17 protein-coding genes are annotated in these 17940 nt (G+C 66.1%); 5 read left to right on the top strand and 12 right to left on the bottom strand.

Annotation, left to right across the window (positions count from 1 at the left end):
* Positions 1 to 10 precede the first annotated feature (10 nt).
* Positions 11 to 2287 (top strand): DEAD/DEAH box helicase, encoded by a 2277-nt coding sequence (locus ACOZ9V_RS05060; protein ID WP_434594208.1) that lies wholly within the window; start codon positions 11 to 13, stop codon positions 2285 to 2287.
* Positions 2288 to 2296: 9 nt separating this feature from the next.
* On the opposite strand, the gene ACOZ9V_RS05055 is transcribed toward ACOZ9V_RS05060, so the two are convergent.
* From ACOZ9V_RS05055 to ACOZ9V_RS05015, 9 genes are all read right to left on the bottom strand, one after another.
* Entirely contained in the window at positions 2297 to 2614 is a 318-nt protein-coding gene (locus tag ACOZ9V_RS05055; RefSeq protein ID WP_139468699.1) for an Rv3654c family TadE-like protein, read from the bottom strand.
* Positions 2611 to 2997, bottom strand: a complete 387-nt coding sequence (locus tag ACOZ9V_RS05050; protein WP_434594205.1) for a TadE family type IV pilus minor pilin — start codon at positions 2995 to 2997, stop codon at positions 2611 to 2613. Before ACOZ9V_RS05050 ends, ACOZ9V_RS05055 begins: the two co-directional genes overlap by 4 nt.
* Positions 2998 to 3003: 6 nt before the next feature.
* A complete protein-coding gene (locus tag ACOZ9V_RS05045) occupies positions 3004 to 3249 on the bottom strand; it encodes a DUF4244 domain-containing protein (RefSeq protein WP_139468701.1) in 246 nt (81 codons plus the stop codon).
* 187 nt (positions 3250 to 3436) lie between these two features.
* A complete protein-coding gene (locus ACOZ9V_RS05040; RefSeq protein WP_092016110.1) occupies positions 3437 to 4039 on the bottom strand; it encodes a GNAT family N-acetyltransferase in 603 nt (200 codons plus the stop codon).
* 42 nt (positions 4040 to 4081) lie between these two features.
* Positions 4082 to 4678, bottom strand: coding sequence for a type II secretion system F family protein (locus ACOZ9V_RS05035; RefSeq protein WP_434594200.1), 597 nt, complete (start codon positions 4676 to 4678; stop codon positions 4082 to 4084).
* Positions 4675 to 5370 carry a type II secretion system F family protein gene (locus tag ACOZ9V_RS05030; protein WP_434594197.1) on the bottom strand — a complete coding sequence of 232 codons (696 nt, stop codon included), beginning with the start codon at positions 5368 to 5370 and terminating at the stop codon, positions 4675 to 4677. The genes ACOZ9V_RS05035 and ACOZ9V_RS05030 overlap by 4 nt, the downstream gene beginning before the upstream one ends.
* Complete coding sequence (locus tag ACOZ9V_RS05025; RefSeq protein WP_434594194.1) at positions 5367 to 6539, bottom strand: TadA family conjugal transfer-associated ATPase; 1173 nt, start codon at positions 6537 to 6539, stop codon at positions 5367 to 5369. The genes ACOZ9V_RS05030 and ACOZ9V_RS05025 overlap by 4 nt, the downstream gene beginning before the upstream one ends.
* The gene (gene ssd, locus ACOZ9V_RS05020; protein ID WP_181270926.1) at positions 6536 to 7543 is read right to left on the bottom strand and encodes a septum site-determining protein Ssd; all 1008 of its coding nucleotides are present in this window, start codon (positions 7541 to 7543) and stop codon (positions 6536 to 6538) included. Before ssd ends, ACOZ9V_RS05025 begins: the two co-directional genes overlap by 4 nt.
* A 243-nt stretch (positions 7544 to 7786) precedes the next feature.
* Entirely contained in the window at positions 7787 to 10378 is a 2592-nt protein-coding gene (locus ACOZ9V_RS05015) for a hypothetical protein (RefSeq protein WP_434594191.1), read from the bottom strand.
* A gap of 337 nt (positions 10379 to 10715) precedes the next feature.
* Here ACOZ9V_RS05015 and acs point away from each other — a divergent pair, with 337 nt between their 5' ends.
* Both acs and ACOZ9V_RS05005 read left to right on the top strand, forming a co-directional pair.
* Entirely contained in the window at positions 10716 to 12653 is a 1938-nt protein-coding gene (acs, locus tag ACOZ9V_RS05010) for an acetate--CoA ligase (protein WP_434594188.1), read from the top strand.
* Positions 12654 to 12832: 179 nt separating this feature from the next.
* Complete coding sequence (locus tag ACOZ9V_RS05005; protein ID WP_039211350.1) at positions 12833 to 13240, top strand: phage holin family protein; 408 nt, start codon at positions 12833 to 12835, stop codon at positions 13238 to 13240.
* A gap of 82 nt (positions 13241 to 13322) precedes the next feature.
* Here the strand turns inward: ACOZ9V_RS05005 and ACOZ9V_RS05000 are convergent, their stop codons facing one another.
* The gene (locus ACOZ9V_RS05000) at positions 13323 to 14327 is read right to left on the bottom strand and encodes a TetR/AcrR family transcriptional regulator (protein ID WP_434594185.1); all 1005 of its coding nucleotides are present in this window, start codon (positions 14325 to 14327) and stop codon (positions 13323 to 13325) included.
* A 111-nt stretch (positions 14328 to 14438) separates the two neighbouring features.
* Between ACOZ9V_RS05000 and ACOZ9V_RS04995 the strand changes: the two genes are divergently transcribed.
* Both ACOZ9V_RS04995 and ACOZ9V_RS04990 read left to right on the top strand, forming a co-directional pair.
* Positions 14439 to 15398 (top strand): ABC transporter ATP-binding protein, encoded by a 960-nt coding sequence (locus tag ACOZ9V_RS04995; protein WP_434594182.1) that lies wholly within the window; start codon positions 14439 to 14441, stop codon positions 15396 to 15398.
* 58 nt (positions 15399 to 15456) lie between these two features.
* Positions 15457 to 16302: an ABC transporter permease gene (locus tag ACOZ9V_RS04990; RefSeq protein WP_434594180.1), complete on the top strand. Its 846-nt coding sequence runs from the start codon at positions 15457 to 15459 to the stop codon at positions 16300 to 16302.
* A 28-nt stretch (positions 16303 to 16330) separates the two neighbouring features.
* Here ACOZ9V_RS04990 and ACOZ9V_RS04985 read toward each other — a convergent pair whose 3' ends face one another.
* The gene (locus tag ACOZ9V_RS04985) at positions 16331 to 17062 is read right to left on the bottom strand and encodes an NUDIX hydrolase (RefSeq protein WP_259357050.1); all 732 of its coding nucleotides are present in this window, start codon (positions 17060 to 17062) and stop codon (positions 16331 to 16333) included.
* Positions 17059 to 17835, bottom strand: coding sequence for an endonuclease III (gene nth, locus ACOZ9V_RS04980; RefSeq protein ID WP_139468712.1), 777 nt, complete (start codon positions 17833 to 17835; stop codon positions 17059 to 17061). The genes ACOZ9V_RS04985 and nth overlap by 4 nt, the downstream gene beginning before the upstream one ends.
* Positions 17836 to 17940: the final 105 nt, after the last annotated feature.

Genomic DNA, 17940 nt, shown 5'->3' with positions numbered 1-17940 from the left:
TAATTGACTCATGGCCTCCTCTGCTCTTCTCGACATCGTCACCGGTTTCGGTGCCCGGGATGAGCGGATCGTCCATGTCCGCGATATCCCGCAGCGTTTCGAACGGGATGCCGAGTGGCCGGACTGGATCGACGAGGAACTCAAGCACGCATGTCATTCCATCGGCGTCGACGCTCTGTGGCAGCACCAGCTCGAGGCGGCGCAGACGGCCAGGGACGGTTCCGACGTCGTCATCGCCACCCCCACCGCGTCGGGCAAGTCGTTGGGATTCTGGCTGCCGGTGCTCGAAGCGATCCAATCGACTCGCGGGAAGCTGCGCACCGCCTCGGCGATCTACATCGCTCCGACAAAGGCTCTGGCCGCCGATCAGTTGGCCAAACTCGAACGATTCGTCATCCAGGGCATGCGTCCCGCCAGCTACGACGGGGACACCTCACAGGTCTCGAAGGACTGGGCGAGACGGCATGCGAACATCATCTTCACCAACCCGGACATGCTCCACCGCAGCATTCTGCCCCAGCACGAACGCTTCGCCCGGATGTTCAAAAACCTGCGCTTCATAGTCATCGATGAAGCCCACCGCTACCGTGGAGTGTTCGGGTCCCACGTCGCACTCATCCTCCGCCGCCTGCTGCGCATCGCCGCCCACTACGGGGCTGCCCCGGTCGTCATCGGAGCCTCGGCGACGATGGCGGACCCGGACGCAGCCTTTGCGAAGCTGACCGGGCGGCCCGCAAACGCGGTGACCGAGGATTCTTCACCCCGGGCAGCAGGCAGCTTCGCACTGTGGGAGCCTCCTGTGTCACCGGGCGGGGACCGGCGCAGCGGCCTCGTCGAGGCCGCCGATGTCATCACCGATTCCATGTGCGCCGGATATCGATCGATCACGTTCATCGCCTCCCGCCGAGGCACCGAAGCCCTTGCGCAGACGGTCCGTGACCAGGTGGGTGAGGTGGACGAGACCCTGACCGGCAAGGTCGCGGCATACCGGGGCGGGTATCTGGCCGAAGAGCGCAGGATGCTCGAGACGGCTCTGCGTTCGGGTCAGCTGCTGGCCGTGGCGTCGACGAATGCTCTGGAGCTGGGCATCGACATCTCCGGACTCGACCTGGTCATCATCTCCGGCTGGCCGGGGACCTTGGCGTCCCTATGGCAGCAGGCGGGACGCGCGGGCCGAGCCGGGCAACGGTGGATGGCTGTGTTCATCGCCCGCGATGATCCGCTCGATACCTTCGTCGTCCACCACCCCGAAGTCATCTTCGACTCCCCCGTCGACGCCGGCGTCATCCATCCGGGCAATCCGCACGTGCTTTCCGGTCACCTGTGTGCGGCCGCCGCCGAGGTGCCTCTGAAGGCGGCCGATCTCGTGCACTTCCCGGACGATTCGTCCGAGGTCATCGACGATCTCGTGGAGCGGAAGATGCTGCGAGCACGGCCGACCGGATGGTTCTGGGCAAAAGACCAACCGGCGACCGACCTGTCCGATATCCGCGGTTCCGGCGGCGGACAATTCAGCCTGGTCGAAGCGAGCACCGGCACTCTGCTGGGCACGGTCGACGAATCGGGTGCACATACGGGAGCCCATCCGGGCGCGGTGTACACGCATCAGGGCATCGACTTCACCGTCCTCGATCTCGACCTCGAGGACCGGATCGTCGCCGTCGAACGTGCCGAGGTCGACTACACGACTCAGCCGCGCTCGCAGACGGAGATCTCGATCGTCGACACCGATGCGCAGCGGGTTCTGCCCTCCGGGGTGGCTGTGTGCAGCGGCACCGTCGACGTCAAGGATCAGGTCGTCGCCTACCGGATGCGGGCCAAGCGAGGTGGAGCGATCATCGCCGAACACGAGCTCGACCTGCCGGAGCGCACGCTGCGGACGAAGGCCGTGTGGTGGACGATTCCGCAGAGCGTCCTCGACGAGGCCGAAGTCGTCTCCGGAGACCTGCCCGGAGCCGTCCATGCCGCCGAGCATGCTTCGATCGGTCTGCTGCCGCTCTTCGCCGGCTGCGACCGGTGGGATATCGGCGGAGTGTCGACGGCTCTGCATGCCGACACCGGACTGGCGACAGTGTTCGTCTATGACGGTCTGGCCGGTGGTGCCGGTTTCGCCGAACGCGGCAGCGAGGTCATCGAAGAATGGTTGGGTGCGACAAGGGATGCCATCGCCGCATGTGAGTGCATCGACGGCTGCCCGTCGTGTGTGCAGTCGCCGAAGTGCGGCAACGGCAACGAACCGTTGGAGAAGGACGCTGCGCTGCGGCTGCTGCGCACCGTGCTCAGGTAGCGATCCCCCTCATTTCCCGGCGACGGCCTCCTCTCTGACCTTCGGCAGAGGTCCCGGGATGTCGACTTCGATGACGACATAGGCGGATTGCTCACTCAATGAGGCACGGCAGTCCTTGAGGTGTCCGCCGTTGCGAATCGCGACCTCCTTCGCCGTCTCACACGGTTCCCCGGTGGCCAGTCCGCGCACGGCGTCCGCGGCGGCGAGCGCCGCCAGATCCGCGGCACTCTGTGCCCGACTGTGGGCGACGAACGCCTGGCCGAGGCTGCCGATGGCGGTGACGAGGACGAGCACGATCGAGCAGAGACCCACGACGATGTTCGTCATGACGGTCCTCCTCTGTCCCCTTCGAACCGTGCGGTGGCATCCGCGTCGACGGTGTCGAGGAAGAAGATCGCGGCCGGCAGCTCGATCGTGACCGTGACGACCGAGTATCCGCCGTCGGCTCGGACACGGACCGAGGATGAGTCACCGGCGTGCTTCTTCGCTTCGGACACGACGGCGGCCTGTGGTTCGCCGCGGGCGATCTCACGGGCCGCGGACCGTGCCGCGTCGAAGGCTCGCAGCTGGGAGAACCCGACAGCGGCGGCTCCCGCGAGCAGCACGATGAGAAGAACGACAGCCGGCATGACGACGGCGAATTCCGCCGTCGCCGTTCCCGCATCGCGATCCCATCCTCGCTGCCGCTGACGGGAGCTTCCGCGTGCCATGACGGTTCAGCTTCCCAGACCGAGCGCCGAGGAGATGACCCCCGTGATGAGTTCCTTGATCGGTTCGGATTTGAGGACCACGACGAGAAGTGCGGCGAATCCGCACGCGGCCAGAGTGGTGATCGCATATTCGGCTGTGGTCGCTCCGGCGTCGGGTTCCCAGAACTGTTCGATCTCGCTGTGGTCCTCGACCGGTTCCACGTGCCCGGTCGGCGGGTCCTCGATCTGCGGGGACGGTGATGTGGTGGCCATGCTCTCCTCCTTGGCTGAAACCCCGTTCGCACTCTGCGAGCGGACCTTCAGCCTGGGAGTCGGCATGCTGCCGTGTCCAGGGCCGGATTCGCACCTGTGGAAACGTGTTCTGCATCCACAGGCTCACCGTGTGTGAGTGGAGGCGCCGTCCACAGGAAACGGCGTGCGAGTCAGCGCAGCCCGAGCATCAGCTGTTGCCGGCCCAGTCGTCTCTGAGGATGGCCATGATGACTTCGTCGTGGCGCCGGCCGTTGAAGAACACGGCTTCGCGTCGACGGCCTTCTTCGACGAATCCGGCTTTCGTATAGGAGGCGATTCCACGGGTGTTGAACGCCCAGGTCTGCAGCTCGATGCGATTGAGTCCCAATTGGAGGAACCCGTATTTCACGGCCAGTCGCACGGCATCCGAGCCGTATCCGCGACCGTGGAATTCAGGGCCGAGGACGATCGCCAGAGTGGCGGACTGGTTGATGGGATTGCGTCCGTAGAGGGTGACATGGCCGACGAACTCCTCGGTTTCGGTCAGCTCGATGCTGAAGCCGACTGCCTCGCTCGAGGTGTTCGCACTCCACTGCGAGAACTGCTCGGACACACCCCCTTCGGGCCGCGGCAGAACCGTGTGATTCTGCAGGACGACGATCGAGGGATCGAACCACCACTGTTCGAGGTACGGCAGATCATCCTCCCTCAGCGGCCGCAGGCGCACGGATCGACCGACGAAGAGATTCTCGGCGTAGTCCTCGGCTTGTTCGACATTGGACAGCTGATTGAAAGGTGTGACCGGTGCCATGTCCCGAGCCTATCGGTCGAGTCTGAAAACCCGGTCACCACTTCAGAAGAACACGGTCGTGAGGTCGGTCAGCAGTGAGATGACGACCGGAACGACAGACAGCAGCAGGAACGCCGGCAGAATGCACACACCCAAGGGCAGCACCAGCTGCACACCCAGCGAGGCAGCCGCCTCCTGCCGACGCCGACGGGACGAAGCCCGCAGCTCCTCGGCCACTGACTCGATGAGAGGTGCCGGGCCGACGCCGGTGTGTTCGGAGAACTCGAAGACCTTGAGCACCGGCAGCAGGCGATCGTCGTCGGCGAGCCTGCGCCCTCCGATCGTCATTGCACGGGCGATCCTCTGCAGACCCGACCGGTCGTCTGTGGCCTCGGCGGTCAGGGTCAGCGCCACGGGAATCGGCAGACCGGAGGTCAGGCAGATCGCCACAAGGTCGAGGTCGAACGCCAGCTGATCATCGGCCACTGCTCCTGCCGTCCCCGACTCCGGCGTTCCCGCCTCCCCGGCAGCCGCCTCGGTGTCGGTGGGAACGGATCGGCCCTCGCCGAGGAGGCTCTGCAGTCTCCCGCGGGTCGGTCCGGACCACAGCAGCACGCCGAGTCCGACGCAGACACCGATGAGCACAATCAGCATGGTCATCTCTGTGCTCTGAGCATCATCGTCCGCATCCACCACCGGCCGGCCCCGTACAGGAGGAGACCGGCACCGATGCTCAGCTGTCCCGGCAGTCCGGTGATGAGTTCCAGAGGGCGGACGCCGATGAGCAGGCCCAGACCGACACCGATGAGCGGCAGCCAGCTGAGCACCCGCACCGTCGACCTCGGTCCGGCCATGGCGATGCGGCGTTCGCGTTCGGCGTCGAGGGCGTCTCTCTGGGCTGCCGCATACCTGAGGATCATCTCCGCTGCCGGTGCTCCGGAGCGTTCGGACACCGTCCACACAGCGGCCATTCCCGACAGCACGTGAGCGGCGGTTTCCGACAGTCCGGAGCTGCGGGTGGCGATGGCACGTCCGGGTTCCTCACCCAGGGAGATGGCTCGTGAGATCGGGGTCAGGACGTCGTTGCGGCGGCTCAGCGTGCTCATCACCGCCTGCGGGGTCATCCCCACCTTGAGCAGGTGGGCGCAGTTCTCCACGGCGGCGATCGCCCACAGACGCTCGGCCTGATCATCGGCGGTATGACCGCCTCGGCGAAAGAAGGCACGCACCCGTTTCCGCACCGATTCTCCGCCCTCGCCACGGGGCAAGAGCTCGCGCAGCCTGGAGCCCGGATCCGGGGGCGCGGCGAGGACGATCCCCGCCGCGATGAGGATGGCGGTGACGACGATCATTGCACGGACTTCTGTTCGAGCACGGCTTCGAACCGGGCCAGGGCACGCCGATTGACTGTGCCGGCCGTCGACGGCGAGGGGCGACCCCACACCGGTTCCATCACCACTCCCTCGGATCCGGTCCTCGTCGGGATCGCCAATTCCGTGACTCCCCGCTCGGAACCCGTGCGACGCAGATGGATGACGAGGTCGATGGCGGTGGAGAACTGCGAATACACGGCGTCCGGACTCATCTGCGCCAGCGCACCGAGCGCAGCCACCCGGCTGGGCACGGCCTCGGCGGTGTTCGCGTGGATCGTCGCACACCCACCTTCGTGCCCGGTATTGAGGGCCGTGAGCATGTCCCGGACCTCGGCACCGCGGCATTCCCCGACGACGAGGCGATCGGGCCGCATCCGCAGGGCATTGCGCACGAGGTCGGTCAGGGTCACTTCGCCTCCGCCTTCGACGTTGGCCTGACGCGCAGCGAGCTGCACGGTATGCGGGTGGGTGACGATGAGCTCGCGGGAGTCCTCGACGATGACGATGCGTTGGATCGGTTCGACCAGCGACAGCAGAGCGCCGAGGAGGACGGTCTTTCCCGTGCCCGTTCCGCCGGAGACGAGGATGTTCGCCCGCGAGGTGACCGCCTCGGCGACGAGGGGGCTGATCTCAGCGGGGACGAACCCTTCGGCGCAGAGCTGGGAATAGGGGAATCCGGCCCGTTTGGGTACGCGGAAGCTGATCGTCGTCGTCTCCCCGGAAATCGGTGGGACGATCGCGTTCATCCGCACCCCGTCGGGCAGACGAACGTCGACATAGGGGGAAGAATCGTCGAGGCGGCGCCCGCCGAGGGCGGCCAAACGCACCGCCAAGGACCGCACGTCCTCTTCGGATCCCAGCGTCAGGTCGAGCAGCTGGGGACCGTCACCGGTGTCGGCGAAGACCTCCCGCGGCCCGTTGACGAACACGTCCGTGGTGCCGGGCACCTCGAGCACGGACTGCAGGGGTCCGGCCCCGGACAGCTGCGCGGACAGCCGGGTGACGAGTTCGAGCAGGGCGGAGGAACCGAGCACGCGTCCGGTGCGCTGGACCGCCTCGGCGACGGCGGCCGTGGTCACCGGTCCCGGATTGTCGAGCAGCGTTTTGCGGACATCGGCGACGAGCGAGGCGTCGAGCCATTCGCTCATTCCACCCACTCCCCCAGCAATCGGTCGACGAGGCGGCCGAGGTGCGCCCCACCTGGGATTCCCTCGCCGCGGTCGACGGCAGCGGACAGGCCCCGATCGTCGCGGATGCTTCCAGCCAGGCTCAGCCCGATGGAATCGGCGAGGAGGTCGGCGTCGAGCCCGCCGGCCCCGGTTTCACGGACGACGAGGCGCACATCCGGGTGGGCTTGGGAGAGCCGCTTGGCCACTTGGGAGGAGGCGACGGCGGATCTGACCCGGGCCGGGGAGACGAGGAGGACATGATGGCAGCGCCGGGTCCACTGGGGTGGGGCGTGGCGGGGCAGATCGACGATGACGAGGTCGAAGGCCTGGCCGGCCGCGGCGAGGAAGTCGTCGAAGACGTCCGGGTCGAGGTCGACGGTGTCGTCTCGCCCCCAGGACAGAAGGGCGAGCCCGTCGTGGCGGGGCAGCGCTTCGGCCAGGGTGGAGGGGCGCAGCTGTCCGCGGGAGGCACTGAGGTCGGTCCACCGGGGACCGGGGGCCTGTTCGGCACCGAGGACGAGGTCGAGTCCCCCGCCGAGCGGGTCGGCGTCGACGAGGACGGTGCTGTGATCGGCTCCGGCCCGCCGGGCGAGTGCGCAGGCGAGCACGGAGGCTCCGGCTCCCCCGCATCCGGCGACGACGCCGACCGTGGTCCCGGGTGCCGTCGGCGGTTCGACAGCGGCGATCATCCGCCCGCTCAGCCATTCCGCAGCAGCAGGCAGCACGGCGAGCTGGTCGACGCCGAGGTGCGCGGCCCTCGCCCAGGTCGAGGAGGGTTCGTCATCGTCGAGGACGACGAGGATCGTGTCTGCCCGGTCGGTGGCGGGGGCTTCGCGGACGTCTTCTCCGAGGAGGATGAGCGACGCGGACTGCCAGCCTCCGGAGTCGGGAGGCAGGACGGTCAGCGAGATGCCGATGCTTTCGGCCACTCGTGCGCATTCTTCGGTGATCGCACCGAGGTCGGTGATGAGGGCTACCTGCATGCACCGAGCCTGGATCCGCCCGGCTGCCACCGGCCAGGCCGGAGTGCCGCCCTGTGGATGGAACGACGAAGGGGCGCCTCCTGTGAGGTTGAGTCACAGGAAGCGCCCCCAGCGGCAGTCGGCGGCCTCCGTCCACGTCAGCCGCGGTGGGCCGACCGGCCGGTCACATCATGTGGTGCCGGTGGGCACCGGTTCGACCGAGGTCTGTCCACAGCGTTGACGCGTGAGTGGATTCCAGTCGGCTCAGCCTCGCTGGATTCCTTCGATATTGCGCAGGATGCCAGTGGTGCTGCCGTCGGAGTCGCGGACCTTGAACCAGGATCCGTTGTCTTCGAGGCTGAGGTACCAGTCGCCGGGATAGATCGTGAACACCGGCATTCCGGTGGTCTCGTCCACGGCTTCGCGCGGTTCGGGAACGGCGAACCAGAAGGCCTGGATGATGGGGCGTCCACCGTCCTGGTTCTCGGCCTGACCATTGTCCTGATCGGCGTTCCGTCCGTCGTTCGGCGCATCACCGGACCGGTTCTGCCCCACATCGGCGGGCACCGGCTGGTTGTCGACGGCCGTCTGTGCCATGGTCTCGTCATTCGACCTCTCCGCGCCCCCGTCGGTCTCCGGCCGGTTGGCGTAGTCGGCCACGGGAACGTACTGAGTCGGCTCTTCGCTTTCGGGAGCGGTGGTCCGCTCCGAGTTGACTGCCGGCTCCATCACAGCGGTCGCCTGTTCGTCGTCGTCCGCGCCCGTCTTGCCAACTGAGGTGGGTTCATCATCTGACGCGACCTTGTCGTCGGCCGGGGTGCTGACGACGGTGGCATCGGTGGAGCGGATGTTGGCGTCGTCGTCCGGGTCCTGCGCCGTGGTCCCGTCGGTCGATGCCGGGGAATCCGATGGCGAATCGTTCGACGCCGCATCTGCCGAGGCCGCATCTTCCGATGCATTTCCTGTCGAGGCCTGACCGGCATCGGTCGAGGACTGCGCAGCCGAATTCGCGCCGGCGACGTTCGCACCTTCGGCGGCGTTCGTGTCGGACGATTTGGCGTTGACCTTGGAGACCAGGTCGCTGCTCTCGGACGGTGACACCACCGTGGGGGTCTCGTCTGACTCCGACGAGGCTGCCGTGGACCGGTCCGCGGACGTGTCGTCGTTCGCTTCATCCTTCCGAGCAGCCGACCCGGTGTCGGTCGATTCCGCACCGGACGTCGGTTCCGCACCAGGCGTCGATTCCGCGTCGGACTCCGTTTCGGGAGCGGCGTGGCGGCCACGGCGACGTTCGGAATCCGAATGCGCGGCAGCGACGCCGGCAGCACCGGCACCGATCACTCCGGCGCCTGCGGCAGCGGCCGCGGCGCCCGAGTGTGACTTGTCATCGGACTGCCTGGACTGTGCGTCAGACGCTGCAGGCTGGCTGCCCGACTCAGCGGCCTGGCTTCCCGCAGCGGCGGTCTGCTCTCCGGTCGCATCGGTCTGCGGCTGTCCGGCTCCGACACCGAATGCCTGAGTCGGTTCGCTCTGCGAATGCTGTGGGGCTTCCGAATCGTGACGACCCAGGTAGGTCTGTCCGTCACCGGTGCTGTGCACCGGTCCGTCGGCCGAGGCGTGGTCGGATGCCACGTCCGCGGATTCGGGCGCAGCGCCCGCGCCCGAGGTGCCGGAAGCGGCGGGTGCGGCGAAGGAGCTAGCCGAACGCTCGGAGTCCTGCTCCTGCGGCGGAGCGTAGGGGCTGGGCTGGTTCTGCTGGTCGGAAGGCTGGGCCCGCTGTTCCGGAGCGGCGAACTGGTTCTGCTGTTCCGGACCGCCGAACTGTCCTGGTCCGCCGAACTGGTCCTGCTGTCCGGGCGCACCGAACTGAGTCGGCTGGGCGGACTGTCCCGGGCCGCTCGGCTGACCGAACTGATCCGGCTGACCGGGCGCCGCCTGTCCCACACCGGCCGGAGCCGCTCCGTAAGGCGCGAATCCGGGTGCACCGGTGCCCGGGCCGGCAGCACCGGGCACATTGGCCACTGGTGCCGGATGCTGGGTGTGCTTGGTGACAGGGCGAGCCTTCGGATGGGTTTCGATGTCCTCGCGGCCGGCGAATTCCTTGGCGAAGAACGGCAGCATCGTGAATACTCCGGCGAAGAACGCGATGAGGCCGGCGAAGAACGTCAGGTACGAACCCACATGCCAGTAGACCGCCGAAGTGAGCAGATCGACGAACACATAGGTGAAGGCGATCGCCGAGAGCACGGAGATGAACTGGTCGAGGCTGAGCGATCCGACTCGCAGTCGGCTGTTGCCGAGCTTGTTGACGAGCACGGCCGCCACGATGAGCAGAATTGTGAGCACTCCGAACACGAGCGCGCCCATATCGGCGACATTCCAGTGCCACAGAGTGGTCGTCTCACTGCCGAGGCCGTAGTCGTAACCCCGGTAAGGCACGAACAATGCGATGAAGGCGAGCAGTCCGGCGAACAGGAGGAAGAGATCGCGCAGAGTCAGCGGGCCGAGGATTCCCGGGCCGGTCTTCTGCTTCGGCGCAGGCGCCTGACCGAACTGGCCCTGTCCCGGAGCCGAACCATAGGGTCCCGGCGCCGATCCGTACTGACCGGGAGCAGAACCGTACGGGCCAGGTCCCGAACCGTACTGGGCCGGGGCCGAACCGTAGGGCCCTTGTGCGGCGGGCTGTCCCGGTGCGGAACCATAGCCCGGCCCGGGAGCCGAACCGAACTGCCCTGGTCCCGAACCGTAGGCCGGCGGCTGACCACCGGGCTGCTGCGCGTTCTGGCCCGGGTACTGCGGGGGCTGATCCTGCCACGGCTGTGGCCCGGACCCGGTTGGATGCTGCGGCGAACTCATCGCTGACTCCAGTCGATCTCGGGGAAAAGCTAACAGTGTTTCCGTGTCCGCGCGGGACGGATCCCGACAGACTCTGACCCCATCCTTGCAGAACACAGGCCTCCTGTGCACTCATATGCGCATTCTCAGGCACGTCGAAGACTCCTCAGTCCCCCGCCGAGGCGGCCCTTCCGTCGCCGCGTAACCGTCGAAATCACGTGAGCTATACCACGATAAAAGCACGGTGGCTACCCCCGATTTGCCCGTTCATCGAGTGAAACTGCTCTCCCCACCCCCCGACCACAGGTATACAGTGCAACTAGAATTTTCGATCCACCAAGGAAGTCGGAGGGAAAGCATGACCGAAACCGCTGCCGAGCAGACCGAGACATTTGCCCCACCTGAGCAGTTCGCGGCCGCCGCCAACGTCAAGGCCGATGAATACGAACGCGCCGAGGCGGACTACCTGGGTTTCTGGGCCGAACAGTCCCGTGAGCTCGTCGACTGGCACGAAGACTTCGACGAGATCCTCGACTGGACGAACCCGCCGTTCGCGAAGTGGTTCGTCGGCGGAAAGCTCAACGTCGCTTATAACTGCCTCGACCGTCACGTCCTCGCCGGCAACGGCGACCGAGTGGCCATCAACTTCGAAGGCGAACCGGGCGACTCCCGCACCTTCACCTATGCCGAACTCCTCGCTGAGGTGTCGAAGGCGGCGAACACGCTGATCGACCTCGGCGTGAAGACCGGCGACCGGGTGGCCATCTATCTGCCGATGATCCCCGAAGCGGTGATCTCGATGCTCGCCTGTGCCCGCCTCGGTGCGGCGCATTCCGTCGTCTTCGGCGGATTCTCCGCCGATGCTCTGCACTCGCGCATCATCGACGCCGAGGCCCGCGTCGTCATCACCGCCGACGGCAGCTACCGGCGCGCCAAACCCACGAGTCTCAAGCCGGCCGTCGACGAAGCGATCGCCCAGGGCGACACTCCCGTCGAGCACGTCCTCGTCGTCAAGCGCACCGGTCAGGACGTCGACTGGGTCGAAGGCCGTGACCAGTGGTGGGAGGACTCCGTCGGCCAGGCCGGCGACACACACGAGTGCGAATTCTTCGACTCGGAGCACCCGCTGTTCATCCTCTACACCTCCGGTACGACAGGAAAGCCCAAGGGCATCCTCCACACCACCGGCGGCTACCTCACTCAGGTGCTCTACTCGATGAAGGCCGTCTTCGACATCAAGCCCGAATCCGATGTCTTCTGGTGCACCGCCGACGTCGGCTGGATCACCGGTCACTCCTATGTCACCTACGGCCCACTGGCCGCCGGCACCACTCAGATCATCTACGAAGGCACTCCGGACACCCCGCATCAGGGTCGTTGGTGGGAGATCATCGAGAAGTACAGAGCCACGATCCTCTACGCCGCACCGACGGCGATCCGCACCTGCATGAAGTGGGGCGAGGAGATCCCCGCGAAGTACGATCTATCCAGTCTGCGCCTGCTCGGCAGCGTCGGCGAACCGATCAACCCCGAGGCCTGGCGCTGGTACCACCGCGTCATCGGCGGTGAGCGCTGCCCGATCGTGGACACATGGTGGCAGACCGAGACCGGGGCCCACATGATCGCGCCTCTGCCCGGCGTGCTCTCAACCAAGCCCGGCTCCTCACAGCGTCCGATTCCCGGCATCTCCGTCGATGTCGTCGATGATTCGGGTGAGAACCCGGCCGGCCCCGAAGGCGGACTGCTCGTCATCCGCCGCCCATGGCCGTCGATGCTGCGCGGAATCTGGAAAGACCCGGAGCGCTTCAAGGAGACCTACTGGTCGCGGTTCGAAGACACGTACTTCGCCGGCGACGGCGCCCGCCGTGATGAGGACGGGGACATCTGGTTCCTCGGGCGTGTCGACGACGTGATGAATGTGTCCGGTCACCGCCTGTCCACCGCGGAGATCGAGTCCTCGCTCGTCGCGCATCCCAAGGTCGCCGAGGCGGCGGTGGTCGGCGCCGCCGACGACACGTCCGGTCAGGCCGTCGTCGCGTTCGTCATCGTCTCCAACGGCGTCGAGGACTCCCCCGAGACCTCTGAGGAGCTGCGTCAGCATGTGGGCAAGGACATCGGCCCCATCGCGAAGCCGAAGAAGGTGCACATCGTCACGGACCTGCCCAAGACTCGCTCGGGCAAGATCATGCGTCGCCTGCTCAAGGACGTTGCCGAGAACCGCGAGGTCGGCAACACGTCGACCCTCGCCGATGCCTCGGTGATGGATCAGATCGAAAAGTCCGTCACAGGAGCCTGAGCCCCTCGCTCTGAGGCCGAAATCGGATGACCCGTCGGTGACAGACGACCCTGCCGCATAACGGCGGTCGTCCGGATCCGACGGGTTTTCCCGATTCCCCGCCGATTCGCCTTTGGCCGCAGAGCCCGTTCAGACTACTCTTAAGTTAGATTGTCCTCGTTCTCGATTTAGGAGCTCTCATGGCCGAACGGTCCATCAGCGAACTGATCAAAGGCATCAGCGACGATTCCAAAGCGATCGCCGAAGAAGAGATTGCCCTCGCCAAGGCCGAGGCCACTGCCGGTGCGAAGAACCTGGGCATCGGGGCCGGACTGGCCATCGTCGCTCTCTTCCTGCTCTTCCTGTCCTCGTTCATGGTGATCTTCGCCGGTGCGGCAGCATTCCATGAGGGTCTGGGCTGGCCATGGTGGGGCAGCTTCCTCATCGTCTTCGGCATCCTCGCCGTCATTGCGATCATCCTCGTCCTTGTGGCCCTCCCGCTGTTCAAGAAGGGCAACCCGGTTCCCGGCACCGCGATCGGTTCGGCCAAGTCGCTGGTGGCCTCTGTCAAGCGCGCAGTGAAGAATCCCTCGGGACCCAGGTACTGACACCTCTCCCAATCTGAGAACCGCGGCAGATGCGAGAAGCGGCGCCGGACATTTCGTCCGGCGCCGCTTCTCGCATTCACGCTCAGCGTCGCTTCGCGACTCGCTCCTTGGCTTCCCGCAGAACCTGACGTTCCCGTTTCCGTGCCTCGGCCAGCACCTTCTGCGCCTGCCGGACCGCTTTCTGCGCCTCTCGCAGCTTCTTATCGGCCGCTACCGCGGGGTCATCATCGGCGATCGCGGCATGCCCTGCAGCCGCTGCCTCCGTCGCATCATCGGGCGCGGCGACTGAGGTCGCTGCGCTCGAGCCGTCGTTCGCCACGTCGGACACGGCACCTGCCCGCGCGTTCACGATCGCCTCGATGAAGGCCTCCACCCCGTCCAAACCCCGTTCGAGCCCGAAGTCGAAGGGATCGAATTCCGAGGCGAAGACCCCCGCATCGATCGCCTTCCTGAGGAAGGGATATCCATCCTCGGTGATGACGGCGTCGAAGAGACGCTGCTCCCGCGCCGCCACCTCGGCGGCGTCCAAACCGGTCGCTCTGCTCTGCTCCTCGTAGCCTGCCGCAATCAGCCCTTTCCAACGAGCCGCACCGGTGACGAGAAGAGAGACAGCGATCCCCTCCTCTTCGGTCAGACCGGTATCGCGGAGCGCCTCGAGATCGGCTTCCAGCCAGGCCGAACTGTTCGGGGTGATCGGACTGCCGGTGATCGGCATCGACAGCAGCCAGGACTGACGCGAATAGATCTGTGACTGCGCCTCATAGAGTTCACCGAGTCGTGCCCGCCAGCCGAGATCCTCCTCGCCTGGCTCCGGAGGCAGGCCGGTCGCCTCCTCCTGCATGAGCAGCAGCAGATCGTCCTTCGAGCTGACATAGCGGTAGAGCGACATCGGCGTGTACCCGAGTCGTTTCGCGACCGCCGACATCGACACCGCCTGAATGCCGTCGCTGTCGGCGATCTCAATCGCAGCGTCGACGATCTTCTCGACGCTCATCTCCCTCTTCGGCCCCCGCTGGGGAGTCGCCGCGACACCCCAGGCCAGTGCGATTCCACTGGGAAGCTGCTCGATCAGATCATCCGTGCTCATGCCGCCAGTCTATATTGTGTATGGCATATATTGCGTGTTATTGTCATACACAGTTTCTGTCATATACAGAAACTTGCTCCGGGAACCACGACTCGTGAGAGGACTCCCATCATGACCACGGACAGTTCAACCAGCACCGCACAGGACTCAACGGCACCGTCACCGAAACCGACAGGGCACATCGACACGGGTGACCTCCGTTCTCCCGCTATCTCTTTCACACAGGTGGGCAAGCGCTTCGGAACGAAGACCGTCCTCGACGGACTCGACTTCCACGTGCACAGAGGCGAGGTCTTCGCACTTCTCGGCTCCAACGGCGCCGGGAAGACCACATGCATCAATATCCTCACCACGCTCGTCCGCCCTGATGCCGGATCAGTTCGAGTCATGGACGTCGATGTGCGTGAGTCACCCGCCGAGGCGAAGCGGCGATTCGCCGTCACCGGCCAGTCAGCTGCCGTCGATGCCCACCTCTCGACCGAAGAGAACCTCGTCCTCCTCGGTCGGCTCTCCGGGCTGAGCCGGAGTGCCGCGAAAGCGAGAAGCCGCGACCTCGCCGAGAGGCTCAGCCTCACAGCCTTCATGTCCACCCGGGTCGCCGCACTCTCCGGCGGTATGCGTCGCCGCCTCGACCTGGCTCTCAGCCTCGTCGTCCCCGTCGAGGTGCTCATTCTCGACGAACCCACCACCGGGCTGGACACCCGCTCCCGGCAGGAGCTGTGGACTGAAGTCAGCGAGCTCTCCCGAGGCGGCGCGACGGTGTTCCTCACCACCCAGTACCTCGACGAGGCCGATGCACTGGCCGACCGGATCGGCCTGCTCGACAGCGGCCGAATGGCGGGTCTGGGCACACCGGCAGAACTCAAGGCACGCATCGGCGAGGACACCGTGTCGATCCGCGGAACAGACGGAACTCAACTGGATGAGATCGCGACCGACGGCACTGTCGCCGGCCTCGCCACGGCTCTCGAGCCGTGGACTTCCCGATCGCCTCGGGCCTCGGTTTCCCTGCACAGTCCCAGCCTCGACGACGTCTTCCTCGCTTTCACCTCGGCCGGCTCACCTCACTGAGCGCTCGATATCCGATCCCACGTCTCCGATCTCCACACCGTCCAGAGAGGACAGACCAATGTCACACAGTCACCCGATCACCGATACCCCGACGACAGCAGCGACCACCGCCTCTCCCCTCCCCCGAGGGGTCTCCCGTACACGCCCTCGCGGGTTCTCCACCGAGGTCGCCTTCATCGGCAGGAGCCTGCGTCACGCTGTTCGCGACGTCGAATCGCTGCTCATGGCCGTCGCTCTGCCAGTGATGCTCATGCTCATGTTCACCTTCGTCTTCGGCGGCGCTCTCGATCCCGACGGCGGCTACGTCGACTACGTCGTCCCCGGAATCATCCTCACCTGCGCCGGATTCGGTGCCGCCTCGACCTCGCTGTCGGTGGCTTCGGACATGACCTCCGGGTTCGTCGACCGACTGCGGACGATGCCGGTGCGAGCGTCTGCCGTCATCACCGGGCACGTGGCGGCGAGCCTCGCAAGGAATCTGTTCGCCACTTCCATCGTCCTCCTCGTCGCCGTCGCCATCGGATTCCGCCCCTCCGCCGGAGTGGCCGAATGGCTGGCGACCGTCGGACTCGTCGCCCTCTACATTCTGGCGATCACGTATCTCTTCGCCGCTATCGGCCTCGCCGCGAAGTCTCCCGAATCCGCCAATGGATACGGTTTCATCCTGCTCTTCCTCCCGTACGTCTCCAGCGCGTTCGTGCCGGTCGAGACCATGCCGAAGTGGCTGGAGGTGTTCGCCGACAATCAGCCGATCACCCCGATCATCGACGCTCTGCGCGCACTGCTCATCGGCACCGAGATGGGCGCTTCCGGCTATCTCGCTGTCGGCTGGTGTCTGCTCATCCTCGCTGTGGCGGCGGTGTGGGCCGCGGTGCTGTTCAGAGCGAAGGCCGGGCAGCGCTGACCGTCACCGGAATCCGCAGTGGCCGAATTCAGAAGTCGATGGCGATGGGAACCTTCTTGTCCCATTCACCGGCCCAGCCGAGATGGTCGAGGGCGAAGTCGAGGATGCCGGCAGTGAAGCCCCATACCTTGAGGACTCCGACGTCGAAGGCCGGGGTCGAGATCTTCAGATCGGGACGGGCGAAGGTTCCGCGGTTGGCGGGGGCGACGAGGTCGGCGATGGCCACCCGATAGACGGAGTAGGACTCCCGCTGATCCATCACCTGGACTTGGCCCGGCTGACGCCAATAGCCGATAACCGGAGTGACCTCGAACTTCGAGACGGGGATATAAAGCGGGTCCATCTCTCCGAGAACTTCGACGGTGTCCGGGGAGATTCCGGCTTCTTCCTCCGCTTCACGCAGCGCGGCGGCCGCCATGGAATCGTCTTCGGGGTCACGACCGCCACCGGGGAAGGCGACCTGTCCGGGATGATGGCGCAGGGTCGCGGCCCGCTGGAGAAGAACGATGTCGACATCGGCGACGCCGAGTTCGGCCAGGCGCGATGCTTCTGCGCCTCCCGCCTCGGTACGAGGCTCTCCCCCGCGCCCGAAGAGCATGAGAACGGCGGCGTCACGGGCGGACTGCTCGGCGGCGTCCTTCTGTCGGCGCAGCCACAGCGGGGACCCGTGCGAGGCAGCGAGATCTTCGAGCTGCCCGCGCAGGGCCCCATCGGCGATCGTCGCCGATTCGGGTGGAAGGTCGGGGATTCGGGCGCTCATCGTCCCTCCTCGGGGACAGCCTCCTCGGCGGGAGTGGCCAAAGGCGCCATTTCGAACCGAAGCATGGCACGTGCCTTGTCCGGGTCGAGTTCCCCGATCCCGAACGATGGGCACAGCGCCGTCAGGGGGCAGGCTCCACAGGCGGGCTTGCGGGAATGGCAGATGCGGCGGCCGTGGAAGATCACCCGATGCGAAAGCATGGTGAGGTCCTTCTTCGGGAACAGGGCCGCGATCTCGTGCTCGGCCTTGACCGGATCGGTCTCCTCGGTCCAACCGAAGCGGCGGGCCAGCCGGCCCATATGTGTATCGACGGTCAGCCCAGGGGTGTCGAAAGCGTTTCCGAGGACGACGTTCGCGGTCTTTCGTCCGACTCCGGCGAGCTTGACGAGCTTGTCCAGCTTGTTCGGCACCACGCCGTCGTATTCATCGACGAGTTCGTTCGCGAGCTTGACGATGTTGCGGGCCTTGGCCCGGTAGAACCCAGTGGAGCGGATGTGCTCCTCGACCTCGATGAGATTGGCCACAGCCAGGGCGTGGGCGTCGGGGAAGGCGGCGAAGAGGCTCGGGGTGACCGAGTTGACGCGGATATCGGTGGTCTGGGCGGAGAGGACGGTGGCGATGAGCAGCTGGAACGGAGTCTCGAAGTCGAGCTCGCACTTCGCGTTCGGATACACCTCGGCGAGGATGCGATGGATCTTCCGCGCCCGGCGGGTCCGGCCCAGCGGGGTCTCCTTCGCGAACTTCCGCGCGCTCTTCTCTGCCACAGTCAACACGACTCACCATCCTAATCCGTGCCCTGTCATTCCGCAGTCATGCCGGTCACACCCGTGAATCATGTTCGCGCCCGGATCTGCGCACCTTGTTCTGGCCGGCTGCGG

Origin of the sequence: Brevibacterium sp. 1718, assembly GCF_051131255.1 — a bacterium.
GTDB classification, from domain to species: domain Bacteria; phylum Actinomycetota; class Actinomycetes; order Actinomycetales; family Brevibacteriaceae; genus Brevibacterium; species Brevibacterium sediminis.
Note: the sequence above shows the minus strand (reverse complement) of the source record. Positions and strands in the feature narration are given on the sequence as shown.